13 protein-coding genes are annotated in these 17,514 nt (G+C 71.7%); 5 read left to right on the forward strand and 8 right to left on the reverse strand.

The features are described from left to right. Positions 1 to 83: 83 nt before the first annotated feature. The 3 genes from ACFYL4_RS01130 to ppdK all read right to left on the reverse strand — a co-directional run bounded on the left by ACFYL4_RS01130 (position 84) and on the right by ppdK (position 5,539). Positions 84 to 1,349, reverse strand: a complete 1,266-nt coding sequence (locus ACFYL4_RS01130; protein ID WP_357757365.1) for a deoxyguanosinetriphosphate triphosphohydrolase — start codon at positions 1,347 to 1,349, stop codon at positions 84 to 86. Positions 1,350 to 1,398: 49 nt separating this feature from the next. Continuing rightward, positions 1,399 to 2,505 (reverse strand): YdcF family protein, encoded by a 1,107-nt coding sequence (locus tag ACFYL4_RS01135; protein WP_387515469.1) that lies wholly within the window; start codon positions 2,503 to 2,505, stop codon positions 1,399 to 1,401. Between the two features lie 340 nt (positions 2,506 to 2,845). After that, positions 2,846 to 5,539, reverse strand: a complete 2,694-nt coding sequence (gene ppdK / locus ACFYL4_RS01140; RefSeq protein ID WP_387515471.1) for a pyruvate, phosphate dikinase — start codon at positions 5,537 to 5,539, stop codon at positions 2,846 to 2,848. 439 nt (positions 5,540 to 5,978) lie between these two features. Here ppdK and ACFYL4_RS01145 point away from each other — a divergent pair, with 439 nt between their 5' ends. Next, the gene (locus ACFYL4_RS01145; RefSeq protein ID WP_357757373.1) at positions 5,979 to 6,677 is read left to right on the forward strand and encodes a hemolysin III family protein; all 699 of its coding nucleotides are present in this window, start codon (positions 5,979 to 5,981) and stop codon (positions 6,675 to 6,677) included. Positions 6,678 to 6,754: 77 nt separating this feature from the next. Here ACFYL4_RS01145 and ACFYL4_RS01150 read toward each other — a convergent pair whose 3' ends face one another. The 5 genes from ACFYL4_RS01150 to ACFYL4_RS01170 form a co-directional block, all read right to left on the reverse strand. Beyond that, a complete protein-coding gene (locus tag ACFYL4_RS01150) occupies positions 6,755 to 8,137 on the reverse strand; it encodes a permease prefix domain 1-containing protein (RefSeq protein ID WP_387515473.1) in 1,383 nt (460 codons plus the stop codon). Then, complete coding sequence (locus ACFYL4_RS01155; protein ID WP_357766560.1) at positions 8,134 to 8,508, reverse strand: PadR family transcriptional regulator; 375 nt, start codon at positions 8,506 to 8,508, stop codon at positions 8,134 to 8,136. The genes ACFYL4_RS01150 and ACFYL4_RS01155 overlap by 4 nt, the downstream gene beginning before the upstream one ends. A 361-nt stretch (positions 8,509 to 8,869) precedes the next feature. Then, a complete protein-coding gene (locus ACFYL4_RS01160) occupies positions 8,870 to 10,258 on the reverse strand; it encodes a glycine--tRNA ligase (RefSeq protein WP_387515475.1) in 1,389 nt (462 codons plus the stop codon). Positions 10,259 to 10,444: 186 nt separating this feature from the next. Beyond that, positions 10,445 to 10,741, reverse strand: coding sequence for an antibiotic biosynthesis monooxygenase (locus tag ACFYL4_RS01165; protein WP_357766554.1), 297 nt, complete (start codon positions 10,739 to 10,741; stop codon positions 10,445 to 10,447). 82 nt (positions 10,742 to 10,823) lie between these two features. Beyond that, positions 10,824 to 14,513, reverse strand: coding sequence for a CDP-glycerol glycerophosphotransferase family protein (locus tag ACFYL4_RS01170; protein ID WP_387515477.1), 3,690 nt, complete (start codon positions 14,511 to 14,513; stop codon positions 10,824 to 10,826). 322 nt (positions 14,514 to 14,835) lie between these two features. Here ACFYL4_RS01170 and ACFYL4_RS01175 point away from each other — a divergent pair, with 322 nt between their 5' ends. The 4 genes from ACFYL4_RS01175 to ACFYL4_RS01190 all read left to right on the forward strand — a co-directional run bounded on the left by ACFYL4_RS01175 (position 14,836) and on the right by ACFYL4_RS01190 (position 17,423). After that, the gene (locus ACFYL4_RS01175; RefSeq protein WP_387515963.1) at positions 14,836 to 15,207 is read left to right on the forward strand and encodes a DUF6703 family protein; all 372 of its coding nucleotides are present in this window, start codon (positions 14,836 to 14,838) and stop codon (positions 15,205 to 15,207) included. 65 nt (positions 15,208 to 15,272) lie between these two features. Beyond that, on the forward strand, positions 15,273 to 16,124 hold the full coding sequence (locus ACFYL4_RS01180; protein WP_387515479.1) for a metal ABC transporter ATP-binding protein: 852 nt from the start codon (positions 15,273 to 15,275) through the stop codon (positions 16,122 to 16,124). Continuing rightward, entirely contained in the window at positions 16,117 to 17,019 is a 903-nt protein-coding gene (locus ACFYL4_RS01185; RefSeq protein ID WP_387515480.1) for a metal ABC transporter permease, read from the forward strand. The genes ACFYL4_RS01180 and ACFYL4_RS01185 overlap by 8 nt, the downstream gene beginning before the upstream one ends. Next, positions 17,016 to 17,423 carry a Fur family transcriptional regulator gene (locus ACFYL4_RS01190; protein WP_387515482.1) on the forward strand — a complete coding sequence of 136 codons (408 nt, stop codon included), beginning with the start codon at positions 17,016 to 17,018 and terminating at the stop codon, positions 17,421 to 17,423. The genes ACFYL4_RS01185 and ACFYL4_RS01190 overlap by 4 nt, the downstream gene beginning before the upstream one ends. The last annotated feature ends 91 nt before the right edge of the window (positions 17,424 to 17,514 follow it).

Raw genomic sequence — 17,514 nt, forward strand, 5'->3', positions numbered from 1 at the left:
CGCACTGAGCAGTGTGTGCGCTCGTGTGGCGGGCGTCAAGACCGGTGGGGTCGGAGGTTGCGGGCGCCCCTGGTGGGAGCGGGTCAGCCGACGAGCCGGGCGTGCAGGGCCGTGGCGGAGGTGTCGGTGAGCGAGGCGACCTGGTCCACGACCACGCGCAGGGCCGCGGCGTCGTCGGCGGCGTTCTCGTGGGCGGCGCGGAACTGGGGGTCCAGGGCGCCGGGTGAGCCGTGCCAGAGCGCGGAGACGAGTTCGGTGATGGTGCGGCGTTCCTCGGCCTGGTACACGCGGGCCTCCTCCCGGGACATCACGAAGTGCGCGGCCACCGCCTTGAGCAGGGCGCACTCCAGGAGGGCGCGGCGGGGCAGGACGAGGTCGGCGCGGTAGCGGGTGAGGCGGCCCGGGCCGTGGGCCCGCCGGGTGGCGCCCTCGGCGGCCCGGCAGAACCGGCCGATGAGTTCGCTGGTGAGGTTCTTGAGGGCGGCCAGCGAGGCGAGGTCTCCGGTGAACTCGGCGGGCCACACGGGTTCGGCGAGCAGGTCGCGCATGACCTCGTCGAGTTCGGCCGGTTCGGCGTCGCAGTAGGAGGCGGCGGCGATCCGGCAGACCTCGGCGCGCTGGCCGGGGTCGCGCAGGGCGCCCATGCTGACCAGTCCGGCGTGCAGGGCGTCCTCGACGTCGTGCACGGAGTAGGCGACGTCGTCGGCCCAGTCCATGACCTGTGCCTCGAAGCAGGTGCGACCGGCGGGGGCGCCCTCGCGCAGCCAGGCGAAGGCCTCCGCGTCGTCGGGATAGCAGTTGAACTTGTGGGTGTCGCCGCCCTCCCCCCGGTGCCAGGGGTACTTGACGGTGGCGTCCAGGGTGGCGCGGGTGAGGTTGAGCCCGGCGCTGCGGCCGTCGGGGTCGATGACCTTGCCCTCCAGTCGGATGAGCAGGCGCAGGCTCTGGGCGTTGCCCTCGAACCCGCCGCACGCGGCGGCGGCCTCGTCGAGGGCGCGTTCGCCGTTGTGCCCGAAGGGCGGGTGGCCGAGGTCGTGCGAGAGGCAGGCGGCCTCGACGAGGTCGGGGTCGCAGCCGAGGGCCTGGCCGAGTTCCCGGCCGATCTGGGCGCACTCCAGGGAGTGGGTGAGCCGGGTGCGGGGGAAGTCGCTCACCCCGGGTTGGACGACCTGGGTCTTGGCGGAGAGCCTGCGCAGCGCGGAACTGTGCAGGACCCGGGCGCGGTCGCGCTCGAAGGGGCCGCGCCGCCTGCTCTTGCGCGACTCCTGGGAGTGGCGTTCGGTGTCGCGCGCGGTGTACCCGTGGGTGCCGCTCTCCGGGGCCACGGACTCTCCGGACATGGTCGTCATGGCCACGAGCCTACTTCCCGGCAACGACGAAACGTGCCATTGCGCCTGGTCAGGCCGCGTTGACTCGGATGTCGCTGCTGTCGTTGAAGATCCAGTAGTACCAGAGCGACGCGGTTTCCCTCGTGATGTACCACAGTTGGGTCCGGCGCTCGATGACGGCGGGGCCGGAGCGCGAGGGCGAGGTACCGGCCTCGATGCCGTGGTCGGCGGCCATCACCTTGGATCGCAGGCTGTGCCAGGGGTCGGAGACGAGGATGGCGGTCTCCCAGCCGTTGTCCTCGAAGACCCCCTCCATGGCCTGGAAGCTCTGGAGGGTGTCGCTGCCCTGCTCGACCGCGGTGACGTGGTCGGCGGGGACGCCCACCGCGATGAGCCAGTTCCGGCCCGCCTCCGCCTCGGTGTAGGCGTCGTCGGGCTGTTTGCCGCCGACCGTGACGATGTGCGGGGCGACGCCCTCCAGGTAGAGGACCTGGGCCTGGCGCAGTCGCGCCTCGAAGACGGGAGAGGGCACACCGTTGTACTGGCTGGCGCCGAGCACCACGATGGCGTCGGAGGCCGTGCGGTCGTCCTGTCGTGCTGTGTACCAGACCCAGCCCCAGGTGCCGGGCGGGATCGCCAGGGCGACGAGGAGGAGCAGGGTGACGATCCAGCGCAGCCGGAAGCGACGCGGTCGGCGGCGTTTGGGGGTGTGGACGCGGGGAGGGCGGGACGGTGGGGCGCCGCGGCCGCGACGGCGGCGCGGTTCCTCGTAGGGCTCCTCCAGGGGTTCGTACCGCTCACCGTACGGTTCGTCCCGGTCGCGCTCGTGGTGGTCGTCGCGGCGCTCTCCGCGCCCGCGGTCCCCGGCCTCGTCCCGGTACACGGGAATCCCCGGGTCCGAACGGTTCCCGGGACGGTCGCGGACGAACCTGCGGGTGAAGGCGGTGCCCTCGGAGGTCGGCCCGGAGGGGTCGTGGCGGGCGAACTCCCTGGTGTCCTCGGCGGTCCCGGCGCGCGGACCCGTGTCCCCGATCGCCGGGGGCCGGGTGCTGTCGGTCTCCGGTGAGGTGCCCGGCAGCGCGTCGCGCGAGAAGACCTGGGTGGCCTCGTGGTCGGCGGAGGCCGGGGCCGGTTCGTTCCACGGCTCGTCGCCGCGACCGTCGCTCGCCGTTCGCACCGGCTCACCTCCGCTTGGTTGGATCAGGACGCGGTACCACCACTGGGACGCCCCGTGCCCTGCGCTGGTTCGCGACCCCGCATGGGGCGGGGACGCCGGGTGTGGGGGAGCCGGGGCGGACGGCGGTGGCGCCCGGAGCTCCGTTCGCGGGGAGGGGGCTCGGGGCGACGCGCGCGGGCGCGCACCGACGCCGGAAATATATCACGAAAAGGTCACGGTCGGCTGTTCCGTCGACCTCGGTCGCGATGCCCGATTCTAGTGCCCCCACCCCGCGCAACGCCCGTGGCGCGGACCCGTCCTCCGGGTCCCCGCCACGGGTGTTCGGTCCGTCACGTGCTCGCTACGCGGAGCGGCCCGCGGCCCGCCCGGCCTCCAGCCGCGCCACCGGGACCCGGAACGGCGAACAGGAGACGTAGTCCAGCCCCGCCCGGTGGAAGAAGTGCACCGAGGCCGGGTCGCCGCCGTGCTCCCCGCACACGCCGAGCTTGATGCCCGGCCGGGCCGCGCGTCCCTCCTCGGCGGCGATACGGATCAGACGCCCCACGCCGTCCACGTCCAGGGACTCGAACGGCGACACCCCGAACACGCCCTTCTCCAGGTAGGCGGAGAAGAAGGACGCCTCCACGTCGTCGCGGGAGAAGCCCCACACGGTCTGGGTGAGGTCGTTGGTGCCGAAGGAGAAGAACTCGGCGTTCTCGGCGATCTGACCGGCGGTGAGGGCCGCGCGCGGCAACTCGATCATCGTGCCGACCGGGAAGTCCAGCTCCACGCCGTTCTCCTCCCCCACCTCGCGCAGGACCCGCTGCGCCTCGTCCCGGATGATCTCCAGCTCCTGCACCGTGCCCACCAGCGGGATCATGATCTCGGGCCGGGGGCGTCCGCCCGCCCTCGTCCGGTCCACGGCCGCCTGCGCGATGGCCCGCACCTGCATGGTGAACAGCCCCGGCACGACCAGGCCCAGGCGCACCCCGCGCAGACCCAGCATCGGGTTCTGTTCGTGGAGCCTGTGCACGGCCTGGAGGACGCGCAGGTCGTTCTCGTGGCTCTCTCCCCGGGCCTCGGCCACCGCCACGCGCACCGACAGCTCGGTGATGTCGGGCAGGAACTCGTGGAGCGGCGGGTCGAGGAGGCGGACCGTGACGGGCAGGCCGTCCATGGCCTCCAGGATGCCTCCGAAGTCCTCGCGCTGGAGCGGGAGCAGGGCGTCCAGCGCCCCCTGCTGCTCGTCGGGGGTGTCGGCGAGGATCAGGCGCTCCACGAGCTGGCGGCGGTCGCCGAGGAACATGTGCTCGGTGCGGCACAGGCCGATGCCCTGGGCGCCCATCCGGCGGGCGCGGGCGGCGTCCTCGGGGGTGTCGGCGTTGGCGCGCACGTACAGACGGCGGGCGGCGTCGACGTAGTGCATGAGGCGGTGCACGGAGCGGACGAGGTCGTCGGCCTGGTCCGAGGCGGGGTCGATCTCGCCCTCAAAGTAGCGGACCACCGGGGAGTCGACCACGGGCACCTTGCCCAGGTACACGCGGCCGCTGGTGCCGTCGATGGAGATGACGTCGCCCTCCTCGACCACCTCGCCGCCGGGCGCGGTCATGCGCCGGTTCTTGGTGTCCACGTCGAGTTCCTCGGCCCCGCACACGCAGGTCTTGCCCATGCCCCGGGCCACGACGGCGGCGTGCGAGGTCTTGCCGCCCCGACTGGTGAGGATGCCCTCGGCGGCGATCATCCCCTCCAGGTCGTCGGGGTTGGTCTCGCGGCGGCAGAGGATGACGCTCTCCCCGCTGCGCGACCACTTGACGGCCGTGTAGGAGTCGAAGACGGCCTTGCCGACGGCGGCTCCGGGCGAGGCGTTCATGCCGCGCCCGAGGAGGTGGACGTCCTCAGCGACCGGGGCGGTGTCGTCGAAGCGGGGGAACATCAGCTGCGCGAGCTGGTCGCCGGTGACGCGCTGGACGGCCTCGTCCAGGCCGATCAGGCCCTGGTCCACGAGCTGGTCGGCGATGCGGAAGGCGGCCGCGGCGGTGCGCTTGCCCACACGGGTCTGGAGCATCCACAGTCGGCCGCGCTCGATGGTGAACTCGATGTCGCACAGGTCCCGGTAGTGGTTCTCCAGGGTGTCCATGATGTCCATGAGCTCCGCGTGGCTGCGGGGGTCGATCCGCTCCAGCTCGGTGAGGGGGACGGTGTTGCGGATGCCCGCCACCACGTCCTCGCCCTGGGCGTTTTGGAGGTAGTCGCCGTAGACGCCGGGCTGTCCGGTGGCGGGATCGCGGGTGAAGGCCACGCCGGTGCCCGAGTCCATGCCGAGGTTGCCGAAGACCATGGAACAGACGTTGACGGCGGTACCGAGGTCGGCGGGAATGCGCTCCTGGCGCCGGTAGAGGACGGCGCGGGGGGCGTTCCAGGAGTCGAAGACGGCCCGGACGGCGAGGTGCATCTGCTCGCGGGGGTCGGAGGGGAAGGGGCGGCCGGTCCGTTCGTCGACGATCCCCTTGAACCGTTCGACGAGTCGTCGGAGGTCGGCGGTGTCCAGGTGCAGGTCGTCGGTGACGCCCTTGGCGGTCTTGAGCTCGTCGATGACCTCCTCGAAGAGGTCGCCGTCGATGCCCAGGACGGTCTTGCCGAACATCTGGACGAGGCGGCGGTAGGAGTCCCAGGCGAAGCGCTCGTCGCCGCCCTGGGCGGCCAGGCCGACGACGGAGTCGTCGTTGAGGCCGATGTTGAGGACGGTCTCCATCATGCCGGGCATGGAGAACCGGGCGCCGGAGCGGACGCTGACCAGGAGCGGGTCGTCGGGCTGGCCGAGCCGGCGCCCCATGGCCTCCTCCAGTTCCTTGAGGTCGGCCTCGACCTCGGCGTCGAGCCCGTCGGGGAGGGTGCCGTGTTCCAGGTAGTGACGGCACGCCCGCGTGGTGATGGTGAAGCCGGGGGGAACCGGGAGGCCGAGGTTGGTCATCTCGGCGAGGTTGGCGCCCTTGCCGCCGAGCAGGTCCTTCAGGTCCTTGTTGCCCTCGGTGAACTTGTAGACGTACTTGGTCACGGGGGTGCTCCCTCGTTCTCTCGCGGCCGTTCGGCGCCGGGTCGGCCCCTGTTGGGCGCGACCCTATCCACAGTCCGCACAAGCACCCCTCCATGAACCACCCTTTTTCTGCATAGTGCCAGTTCAAGGACGCCAAAGAGGACTAGACCAATGGTCCAGCAAGTCGACATCTCGCCCACCCGGGAGAACACCCCCAAGGGACGGATACGGATCACCTATGCGCTGGTCAGCGACGCTCGACCACTCACGGACACCCGGGCGAAGCGTCCGGGACCGGCGACACCGGGACCGCGACCAATCCCCCACCCGTCCGCACCTCCCGGCGCGCACTGTGCCGCGCGACACAGCATTACCGTCAAGTAACCTACGCAGCCGTAAGTTAGGCTTCTCCGTGTGGCCCGCCGGTGAGCGGGGTCGCCGGATCTGAGGGGTGCGCACAGTGACGAAGACGCGGGAAACAGGGAGCGCGCGGGCCGCGGCGGCCGCCGGGGACCTCCTGGAGGCGGTCAAGCCCCGGCTCCGGGGGTGGCTCCACCTGGGTACCGCACCGCTCGCGCTGGCGGCCGGGATCGTCCTGGTGGCGCTCTCCCCCACCGCGCCCGCGATGGCCGCCAGCGCCGTGTACGCGCTCAGCTCCGTGCTGCTGTTCAGCACCTCGGCCGTCTACCACGTGGGCCGCTGGTCGCCCGGCGCGCAGAGGGTCCTGCGCCGCATGGACCACTCGAACATCTACCTGATCATCGCGGGCACCTACACGCCGTTCATCATGCTCGTGCTGGAGGGCACCCTGCGCACGGCGATGCTCGCGCTCGTGTGGGGCGGCGCGCTCGCCGGGGTCACGTTCAAACTCCTGTGGCTGGGCGCACCTCGCTGGCTCTCCACCGCCCTGTACCTGGCCATCGGCTGGGTCGCGGTCCTGTTCATCCCCGACCTGGTCCAGGGCACCCACCCGGCCACCTGGATTCTCATCCTCGTGGGCGGCGTGCTCTACAGCGTCGGCGCCGTGGTCTACGGGCTGAAGCGGCCCGACCCCGCGCCCCGTTGGTTCGGGTTCCACGAGATCTTCCACTCACTGACCATCGCGGCCTTCGTCTGCCACTACGTCGCGGTCTCGTTCGTGGTCTACACGGCGGCCTGACCGGCAAAGGCCCCGGACGCGCTTCGCGGCCGGTCTCCGGAAGGGATCGGCCGCGACACGCGTCCGGCGCGGTCGCCTCATACGAAGGCGAACAGCGGCGGGAAGGCCAGCACGACCACCGCCGCCCACACCGCGTAGACCGGCAGGTAGGCGGTCTGCCACCGCTCCACCGCCGCGAACGGGCGCGTACCGCGCACGAACCCCAGGAGCAGCCACGCCGACCAGGCCAGATGCACCAGCAGCACGAGGTTCAGGCCGAGGGCCGCCGTCTTGTTGGCGGTGAAACCGAACTCGGCGATCCGGGTGAGCATGGCCGTCAGGGCGACGGCGTTCACCGCCAGGGCCGTGCCCACCAGGGCCAGCTGGAGCCAGTCGAAGACCCCCGGACGCAGCAGCGGGTCGCGCGCCGAGATCGAGTAGAGCAGCAGGAACAGGACCAGCACCAGGACCGCGTCCATCACGATGAGCAGTTCGCGGTCGGCCCTGGCCAGGGGCCCGTTCACCAGCAGCGCGGCGAGGTCCGCGACCAGCATCAGCAGCGCCAGCGGGGTGAAGACCTTGGCCAGGACCGGCGTGATGTTCTCCACCACGCTCTTCTTCGCCTCCACCAGCCACGCGGCCACCAGCACCGAGCCCGGCACACCGACGGGCAGGAGCCAGTCCGCGAGGAACCGGGTGATGTCCACGTCGGCCAGGCCGAGCACCGCGACGGTCAGGCCCACCAGGACCATGGAGCCCAGAGCGATCAGCACGAGGTACATCACGAGCTCGCCGGTGAACCGGACGAGGTCCATCCGCCTCTCGTGGGAACGCCACTGCCCACCCGCGTGCAGCACGCCCACCAGCAGCCACAACAGGATCGGCGCGTGCGTCAGCGCGAGGACGGCGGTCATCCCGGGCACCGGGAACGGGCCGGAGGACTCCTGGAACGGGTAGAGGTTCACCGCCAGCGCCGGGACCGCCGCGAGCGCCGCCGTCACGGCGCCCACCCGCCAGGGGACGCGGCGCTTCCAGGCGAACCACCCCGCGAGGCAGGGCAGGATCACGAAGGGGAGGTTGCGGGTCACCGCGATGCCGTCGTCGACCGACACCCCCAGCAGCTTGACCGCCAGCCCCGCGCCGAGCGCGAAGAGCAGCGTCACCCCGAGCTCGCGCCAGCGTGACGCACCGGTCTCCTCCTCGGCGTCGGGAACCAGCACCAGCTGCTTCCAGAGCCGGTGGGAGTGCTCGCGCGCGAACTCGCGCGAGACCGCGTCCAGGCTCCCCATGCGCCTGACCGCGACGAGGAAGACCTCCTCGCTGTCCAGACCACCCGACTCCAGCTCGGCGATCCGCTCGCGCAGGTGGTCCTCCATCTCCTCCACGTCCGGGGCGGAGATGGCCCGGCGGCGCGTCACGAATCCGCGCCACTGGTCGATCTGCTCCTCCAGCACGCCGTCGCGCGCGCTCACGCCGCTCACGCGAACCCCCCGGCCGTCTCGGGTCCCGGGAGTCCGGGCCGGGGCACGGTCTCCCACACCTGGCGCAGGGCCTCGGCGACCACGGTCCACTGTTCGCGCCGCTCCGCCAGTGCCGCCAACCCCGTCTCGGTGATGGCGTAGTGCTTGCGGCGCCGACCCGTGTCCGACCGCCCCCAGGAGGCCCGGACGAGTCCGTTGCGTTCCAGACGGTGCAGCAGCGGGTACAGCATCCCGTCCGTCCAGTTCATCCGTCCTTCGGAGAGCTCGTTGACGCGTTTGACGATGGCGTAGCCGTAGGACTCTCCCTCGGCGAGGATTCCCAGGACCAGAGGGGTGGCCGACGCGGCGACCAGATCCTTGTCTATGTGCATGCCCGTCCTCACATCTCGTCGTCGCGGGCAGACCCTAGCACCTCTAGGCATAGAGGCTCTAGCCATAGCTCCATAGAGCGCGGCCGCCGACCCGGCCGTCACGATTGCCTCACGCGAAGGGACAGGAGGGCACGAACTCCCCCATCGCGCCGGGTGCCTGTGACTAGATTGGGAACCGGTGCTCCGGCCGTGTGCGGCCGGACCCCGAGGAGGCGGCCGGAAACTCATCCCCCCGGGTCCGGCCGTCTCCGCCCCGCGCCGACGAGCGGCCGGGGCGCCCCACCACACGGCGAAGGGCCGCCCTCCCCCTTCCGGGGGCGGGCGGCCGTGGTGGTCAGCGCCCCCGGCGGGGGCGGCTCCGTCAGCAGCCGGGCAGGCGCTCCAGCAGGTACATCTCCACGCGGTCCAGGGACACGCGCTCCTGGGACATGGTGTCGCGCTCGCGCACGGTCACCGCGTCGTCCTCCAGGGTGTCGAAGTCCACCGTCACGCAGAACGGGGTACCGATCTCGTCCTGACGGCGGTAGCGGCGGCCGATCGCGCCGGCGTCGTCGAACTCCACGTTCCAGCGCTTGCGCAGCAGGGCCGCGAGGTCGCGGGCCTTGGGCGAGAGGTCGGCGTTGCGCGAGAGCGGCAGGACGGCCGCCTTGACCGGCGACAGGCGCGGGTCCAGCCGCATCACGGCGCGCTTCTCCAGCTTGCCCTTGGCGTTGGGCGCCTCGTCGACGTTGTAGGCGTCCAGCATGAACGTGAGCACCGCCCGGTCGACACCGGCCGCGGGCTCGATGACGTAGGGGATGTAGCGCTCGTTGTTCTCCTGGTCGAAGTACGACAGGTCCACGCCGGAGGCCTCGGCGTGCGTCTTGAGGTCGTAGTCGGTGCGGTTGGCGACACCCTCCAGCTCGCCCCACTCGCTGCCCTGGAAGTTGAACCGGTACTCCAGGTCCACGGTCCGCTTCGAGTAGTGGGAGAGCTTGTCCTGGGGGTGCTCGTACAGGCGCAGGTTGTCCTTGGCGATGCCCAGGTCCAGGTACCACTGGTGGCGCTGGTCGATCCAGTACTGGTGCCACTCCTCGTCACTGCCCGGCTTGACGAAGAACTCCATCTCCATCTGCTCGAACTCGCGGGTCCGGAAGATGAAGTTGCCGGGGGTGATCTCGTTGCGGAACGACTTGCCGATCTGGCCGATGCCGAAGGGGACCTTGCGGCGGGCGCTCTGCTCGACGTTCTTGTAGTTGACGAAGATGCCCTGGGCGGTCTCCGGGCGCAGGTAGGCCAGGCCCTTCTCGTCCTGGACCGGGCCCAGGTAGGTGCGCAGCAGGCCGTTGAACATGCGCGGCTCGGTGAAGGAGGCCTTGGCGCCGCAGTTGGGGCAGGCGATCGCGGCCAGGCCCTCGGCGGGCTCCTTGCCGTGCTTCTCCTCGTAGGCCTCGACGAGGTGGTCGGCGCGGAAGCGCTTGTGGCAGGACTGGCACTCGGTGAGCGGGTCGACGAAGGCCGTCACGTGGCCGGAGGCCTCCCAGACCTCGCGGGCCAGGATCACGCTGGAGTCGAGGCCGACGACGTCGTCCCGCTCCTGCACCATCGAGCGCCACCACTGGCGCTTGACGTTGTTCTTCAGCTCCACGCCCAGGGGGCCGTAGTCCCAGGCGGCGCGCAGACCTCCGTAGATCTCGCTGGAGGGGTAGACCAGACCTCGGCGCTTGGCGAGGTTGACCAGTGCGTCCATTGCCTCTGACTTGGCGGCCATGGGGTGACTCTCCATCCGGCTGGCGGTCGGTGGATCGCTGTTCGCGATACATCGTCGGTTCTGTGGGGCGGCGGCCGCGCGGGGCCACGGGTGTGGCGCCGCCGGAGACCGCTTCCCACCAGGCTAGAGCAATCCGGCGGCGGGCGCGCACCGTTCACGGCCCCCCGCGAGCGGAGGCGGGCGAGGTCAGGCGGGTGCGTCACCGCGGTCGAGGACCTCGAACGCGCTGGGCTCGTCCACGGCCCGGGACAGCAACGGGACCGCGGTGACCTTGACGTCGAAGTTCGACAGGGCCCGCCGGTAGAACCCGGCGCCGTCCCACTCGGTGACCACGGTCCACAGCGTGGGGTCGTCGGCGGCGCGGCCGATGCGGTGGCACCGGAACCCCGGGCGCTGGGCCAGGACCGCCACGGCGGCGTCGGCGTCGGTTCGGAAGGCCTCGGTGTCGGCCTCGGGCACGGAGTATCGGGTGATGACGATCACCCGTCCATTGTGGCGCAGGCACGGGGGCGGGCCGCCCGGAGGTACTGCCGGTGCGGCCCGCGGTGCGGCGTGCGCGGCGCGCCTACCCCTCCTTGCCGAAGACGCGGTCCACGACCCTGGCGGAGGCGTGGCCGTCGTCGAGGGGGCAGAACTGGTCCACGAACGACCGGTAGGAGGCCTCGCTGCGCCGTGCGACCCCGTCGATGTCCAGCAGGGACTCGATGACGTCGTCGGACCGGGTCAGCAGCGGCCCGGGGGCGGTCTCCTCGAAGTCGAAGTAGAACCCCCGCAGGTTGTCCCGGTAACTCTCCAGGTCGTAGGTGAAGAAGAGCATGGGACGGCCGGTGTTGGCGAAGTCGAACATCATCGACGAGTAGTCGGTGACCAGCACGTCGGTGATCAGGAACAGCTCCATGATCTCCGGGTACAGGGACACGTCGTGGACGAAGCCCTCCCCCACGATCGGGACGCTGTCGACCACGCGCGGGTGGCGGCGCACCAGCAGCACGTGGTCGTCGCCGAGCTTCTCGTACATGCGGCGCAGGTCCAGGTGCAGGTCGAGCTTGTGCTTGCCACGGGTGTAGTACTTGTCGTCGCGCCAGGTGGGCGCGTACAGCACGACCTTCTTGCCCTCGGGCAGGCCGAGTCGGCGCCGGGTGCGCTCGGCGACGACCTCGCGGTCCGGTGAGAAGAAGATGTCGTTGCGCGGGTAGCCGGTCTCCAGGACCTCGCCCTCGAAGCGGAAGGCGCTGCGCAGGATCGGCGTGGCCCAGGGGCTCGGCGAGACCAGGTAGTCCCACTGCCGGGTCTCCCACGCGAGCTTGTCGAAGTAGTCGCGCGACTTGCCGCGGATGTTCTCCACGTCGAAGCCGATGCGCTTGAGCATCGACCCGTGCCAGGTCTGCACGACGACCTGGTCGGGGTGGCGGTGGAACCAGGCGGGCTGGCGGGAGTTGCTGACCAGGTACCGGCTGCGGGCCAGCTCGCGGTAGTACTCCTCCCCCTTGTGCCGGACCGGGGTGAGGTCGTCGGGCAGGCGGACCTGACCGTCGGCGACCAGCCACGACATCGGGTAGTCGGCCCACTTGGCGCGTTTGCGCAACTCGGCGTAGACGCTCTGCGGGCTGTCGGAGTACTGGCGCCCGGTGTAGGTGTCGAAGAGGATGCCCTCGGTGACCGGCTCCGCGCGCTGGGCGGGGTAGAAGGTCTCCCGCAACTCGCGCTGGGCGAAGGCGCCGCGCTCGGCGGGTCGCAGGTCGGTGCCGACCTGGAGCACGGGGATGCCGCGCCCCTGGTAGGAGAGCGTGTAGGTGCGTTCGGGGGTCTCGGTCTCGATCGGCAGGCCGTGGATCAGGGAGTCGGTGAACTCCACGCCCACGTCGACGCTGGTGGTCTCGTCGCCCTCGCTCTGGGCCTCCTCGCTGACCCGGCCCCACAGCTGGTAGGAACCGGTGGACAGGGAGAGTTCACCCGACAGGGTGGCGATGCGGGAGGGGTCGAGGGTGGCGGTGAACCGGTTCCCGGACCTCTCGACGGCCAGCTGGTGCTCCTCGTCGCGGCCGCGCGCCTTGGCGACCACGCTGAGCTCGTTGCCGGGCGAGAACTCGCCGCCGAGCACCAGGACGCGCTCACGCCACTCCGCCCGGTCCACCCAGGGGTGGGCCCGGCCCGCGCGCAGCTTGAGGTGCCCGGTGAAGGTGCGCTGCACGGCCAGCTGCTGCTGGGCTCCCTCGGAGTCGTAGGCGGTGGTGCGCACCTCGTCCGGCAGGACCAGGGGCAGGGCGCGCTGGTCGGGGGTGACCAGGTGGGCGTCCCACTCCTCCTGCCGGATCACGCCGCCGCACTCGCTGAGGCTGCGGGCGAAGAGCTCCTCGGCGCGCACCCGGGCCTCGAAGCGGCCGCCCTGGATGGTGACCGGGTAGCTGAGCCGGGCGGTGCCCGGACGGCGTACCAGCCGTAGCTCGGTGGCTTCGGCGGCGGGCGCGGACAGCAGCTCTCCGCCCAGGGTGAGTTCGGAGGTGCGGGGGTCGAAGCGGTGTTCGGTGACCTGGGCCCGTGCCGGCTCGACGGCGATGACCAGGTGCCGGTCCTTGTTCCACTGCGGGCGCACCCACACGTCGTCGCCGACGCTCAGGTAGTCGGGCCGCTCGGGCGGGCCGGGGACGGGGCTGGCGACGATGCGGCGGCGGGCCAGGCTGCGGTTGAACACCACGAGCTCGATCTTCCACTCACCCGGCTCCCAGCCACCGGCGCCGCGCAGGCGGCGCGGGTCCACGACGACCGTGAAGCCGCCGTAGTCGTGGCGCGCGGAGTCGGGCAGGTCGGGCAGCCGGTACTCGGCGGCCAGGCGGGTGCGCACCGGGACCCGGACACGGCGCTTGGTGGCCGAGTTGACCACGAAGGCCACCACGTGCTGCTGCCAGCGCTTGCGGGCCCGCAGGTTGCGGATGCCGATCCGTCCGCTGACGTGCAGGCGGCCGTCCTCCCAGTGGATGTCCTCGGTCTTCTGCCGAACCTTGATCTCGTCGTCCAGGCGGTAGATCTCCCGGGGAACGGCCTTGGCCGGGTCCGTGGTGCCGAAGAAGGGGTACCGAATGTAGTAGCCGAGCCCCTGGCGGACGACCGTGGCCTTCTTGATCTCCACGCTCTTGGCGAAGGTGGCGACCTCCAGCACGTCCTCCAGGCGCCGCTTGCGCACCAGGTGGTACAGGAGGCGGTCGAGCACGTTCAGGCCGCGCAGGAGGCTGTCCGACACGTGGTCGAGGTAGGTGTTGAGCAGGTCCAGGACGGTCTGGCGGACCTGCGGGTCGGCGTCGTCGAGGCGCAGGACGAGGCGGTGCAGCTCGCCCTGGAGGCGGACGCGGTCCCACAGTTCGCGGTCGGCCGAGGTGAGGTCGGCGCCGAGTTCGCGCATCGCGGTGACGCGGCGGGTCAGGGCCGCGCTCTCCAGCGGGGTGCCCTTCTTCTCGCGCTCGCGCATGAGCAGGACCGGTGCGGGCAGCACGTCCACGGCCTGGGCGAGCAGGGTGGCGCGGCCGACGGCGAGGTCGGCGTCCTCGGGACCGACGCCGAGGTCGGGCAGGGAGTCCCAGAAGCCCCGGCGCCAGAGCCGGTTGCCGAGGGTGGCGTCGGCGATCAGCCCGGGAACGTTCCTGGGGTCCTCGGCCAGGCGGTGGCGGCCGAACCTGCGGTGGGCCTTGGAGGGCGCGGCGCCGAGCTCGTTGAACTGGTGGACGTTGCCGATGACCAGGTCGGAGCGGGTGTCGGCGGCGCTCTGCGCGAGGTGGGCCAGGGCGTAGGCGGTGAGTGCGTCGGAACCGGCGAGGAAGAGCAGGTGGCTGCCGGTGGCGGCGGCCGCGCCCCGGGCACGGGCCCCCGGGTGGTGTGGTGAGGGCTCTCCCGGGAGCAGGGTGACGCTGAGCCCGGCGGGCGGCGCGGACGCGAAGGCGGCCGCCGTGGCCAGCCCGTCCTCGCGCGCGGACTCGACGGCCTCGTCCCCCTGGTCGTTCTCCTCGGGTGGGGACTCGCCCTCGGGTGCGGTCTCGTCGTCGCCGTCGGCGTCCGGCGCGGGGTCCTCGGGGTCGGCGGGTGCGGTCGCGCCGTTGGCGGCGCGGACCGGGACGAGGACGACCTCGACGTCCCTTCGCGCGGGGCCGTCGGGCGCCGCCCCCCCGGTCTGGCTCTCGTCGCGTTGACGGGCCAGTGAGTCGAGGCAGTTCTGCAAGTGCGGTTCGGTGACGTCGAACGTCACGATGACTGTGGGTTCGGGCACGGAAGTTGACACCCTCCGGAGGGTTCGTCTCTACACGACGTGCGGGCACCGTGGTGCGGACGGTCCGCGTTGAAAGACCAGTTACTGAAGGTGGACGGTTCACGACCCGTCTCGTGTCGAACCAGGAACAGCCGGGGGTGCGGTACGAGGGGAGATGCGTGGCGTGCAGCCGCGCCTGCGCCCGGCGCCGTGCCAGGGCCCTGCACTAGGGTCTGATCCAGGATTATCACAGGCTCCGCGTCACGGTGCGCACACCGACCGCTCCCCGAGCGCGGGGACGGGGCCGTGGGGACCGGTACACAGTGAAGGGGAACCGGTGGCGATGGCCTCTCCCGAGCACGAGGACGAACAACGGCGGCCCGTTCCCGGGCGCCCGCTCCCCCGGGGTGACTCCTTGTTCACCCCGGACGCGGGGCGGTTGCGCCGCGAGGTGGAGCGGCGCAGCGCGGTGCCGCTGGTGTGGTTGCACCAGCGGCCGGGGTGGCTGCCCCCGGTGGTGTTGGGGGCGCTGTTCCTGGCGGGTCTGATGGCCCCCGGGTGGCTGGGCGGCCCGTGCCTGGTGCTGGTGGCGGCGGTCTTCGGGTGGTTGGCCTTCCTGACCTGGCCCTCGCTCCAGCGGCAGCAGCGGGTGCCCCGAGTGCTGATGATCGTGGTGGTGCTGGTGTTGGCTGCGGCGCGGATGCTGGGCTTCTGAGCCGGGAGGCCTTCGTCACCCGCGCCAGTTTTGACAATCATTTTCGTTTTCGTGATAATGAAGCAGTGTCTGACCATTTCAGGGAGGTCCGGGCCGCAGGCCCCGACGTCCCGCCCGCCTTCCAGGCCGTCGACGCGCACGCCGCCTACGACGGCGTGCCGGTGCTCGACGGTGTGAGCCTCGACGTTCCCGTGGGTCAGACCATGGCCGTCCTCGGCCCCAACGGTTCGGGCAAGTCCACCCTCATGCGCGCGATGCTCGGCATCGTCGCGCTCACCTCGGGAAGCGTCCTCGTCCACGGCAGGCCCCTGCGCCGCTTCCGGGACTGGCAGCGGATCGGCTACGTACCCCAACGGCTCACCGCCGGGGGCGCCGTACCCGCCACCGTGCGCGAGATCGTCGCCTCCGGGCAGGTCGCCCGACGCCGCCGCCTCTCCCTGCCCACGCGGGCCGACCGCGAGGCCGTCGACCAGGCCCTGGCCGCCGTGGACCTGTCCGACCGCGCCGGGGACGCCGTACGCGAACTCTCCGGGGGCCAACAGCAGCGCGTGCTCATCGCCCGCGCCCTGGCCGGGCGCCCGGACACCTTCGTCATGGACGAGCCCATGGCCGGGGTCGACGCGGAGAACCAGCGCGCCCTGGCCCGCGCCATCGCCCGCCTGCGCGACCAGGGCAGCACCGTGGTCCTGGTCCTGCACGAGCTGGGTCCGCTGGAAGAGGTCATCGAGCGCGCGGTGGTGCTGGACCACGGCCGCGTCGCGCACGACGGCCCTCCGCCCGCCGCCACCGGCGACTGCGCGCGGCCCGGGCACGAACACCAGCACCCGCACCCCGACCCCAACGACCCCGACCCGGGCTCCGCGCACGGCGCCGCGCCCGCCGAGATGGTCCGCCTGGAGGTACCCCGCCGTGACTGAGCTGCTCCAGTACGAGTTCATGCGGCGCGCGCTGCTCGCCGCGGTGCTGGTCGGCCTGGTCACCCCGATCATCGGCACGTTCCTGGTCCAGCGGCGACTCGCCCTGCTGGGCGACGGCATCGGCCACATCGCCCTGACCGGGGTGGCGCTGGGCCTGCTGACGAGCACCTCCCCGGTACTCACCGCGGCGGTCGTGGCCACCCTGGGCGCCGTCCTCATGGAACTGGTGCGGGTGCGCACGCGCACCAGCGGCGACGTGGCGCTGGCGTTGCTGTTCTACGGCGGCATCGCGGGCGGCGTGTTGCTCATCGGCATGACGCCGGGCGCGAGCAACGCCACTCTGACCTCGTTCCTGTTCGGTTCGGTGAGCACCGTGGGCGAACAGGACATCTGGATCGTCGGCGTGCTGGCGGTGGGCGTGATCGCGGTGCTGGGGATCTTCGGCCGCGAGCTGTTCGTCCTGTGCCAGGACGAGGAGGTGGCCCGGGCACACGGGCTGCCCGTCCGTTTCCTGAGCATCCTGCTGGCGGTGACGGCGGCGCTGACCGTGGTGATCGCCATGCGGGTGGTGGGCGTACTGATGGTGAGCGCGCTGATGATCGTCCCGGTCGCCGCCGCCCAGCAGCTGAGCCGTAGCTTCCGGGTGACGATGGGTCTGGCCGTGCTGATCGGACTGGTCTCCTCCCTGGGCGGCCTGACCACGGCCTTCTACGCGGACCTGGCTCCGGGAGCCACGATCGTGCTGTTGGCCCTGGCGCTGTTCTGCGTCACCGTGGTGGTGGGCGGGGTCCTGCGCCGCGTGACCAGACGCCGCGCCCCGGCACCCCTGCATCCCGTGGCGGAGGGTCCGGCGGATACGATGCCCCAGACAGATCGGGGGAGGGTGACACCATGAGTACACGTCGCGAGGCCGTCCGTCAGGCACTGACCGAGTCCTCCGGTTTCCGCAGCGCCCAGGACCTGTACGCGGACCTGCGCGCCGACGGCTCCAAGATCGGTCTGACCACGGTGTACCGGGCCCTCCAGGCCCTGAGCGACTCCGGCGAGGTCGACGTCCTGCGCACCGACGACGGCGAGGCCGTCTACCGTGCGTGCGACACCGAGAGCCACCACCACCACCTGGTGTGCCGGACCTGCTCCACCGCGGTGGAGATCGAGGGCCCGGCCGTGGAGAGGTGGGCCGCCGAGGTGGGGGCCAAGCACGGCTTCACCGGGGTGACCCACACGGTCGAGGTGTTCGGCACCTGCGGCCCCTGTTCCCTGCGGTCGGCCCAGCAGGGCAGTGCCCAGCAGGTCTGACCGGCGGATCGTACGGCGAGGGCCCCGCGTGCGCGGGGCCCTCGCGCGCGCGTGTCCCCTCCCCCGGCCGGAACCGTGCACGCGGCCTCCA

Source organism: Nocardiopsis sp. NPDC006938, assembly GCF_042869555.1.
GTDB lineage: Bacteria > Actinomycetota > Actinomycetes > Streptosporangiales > Streptosporangiaceae > Nocardiopsis.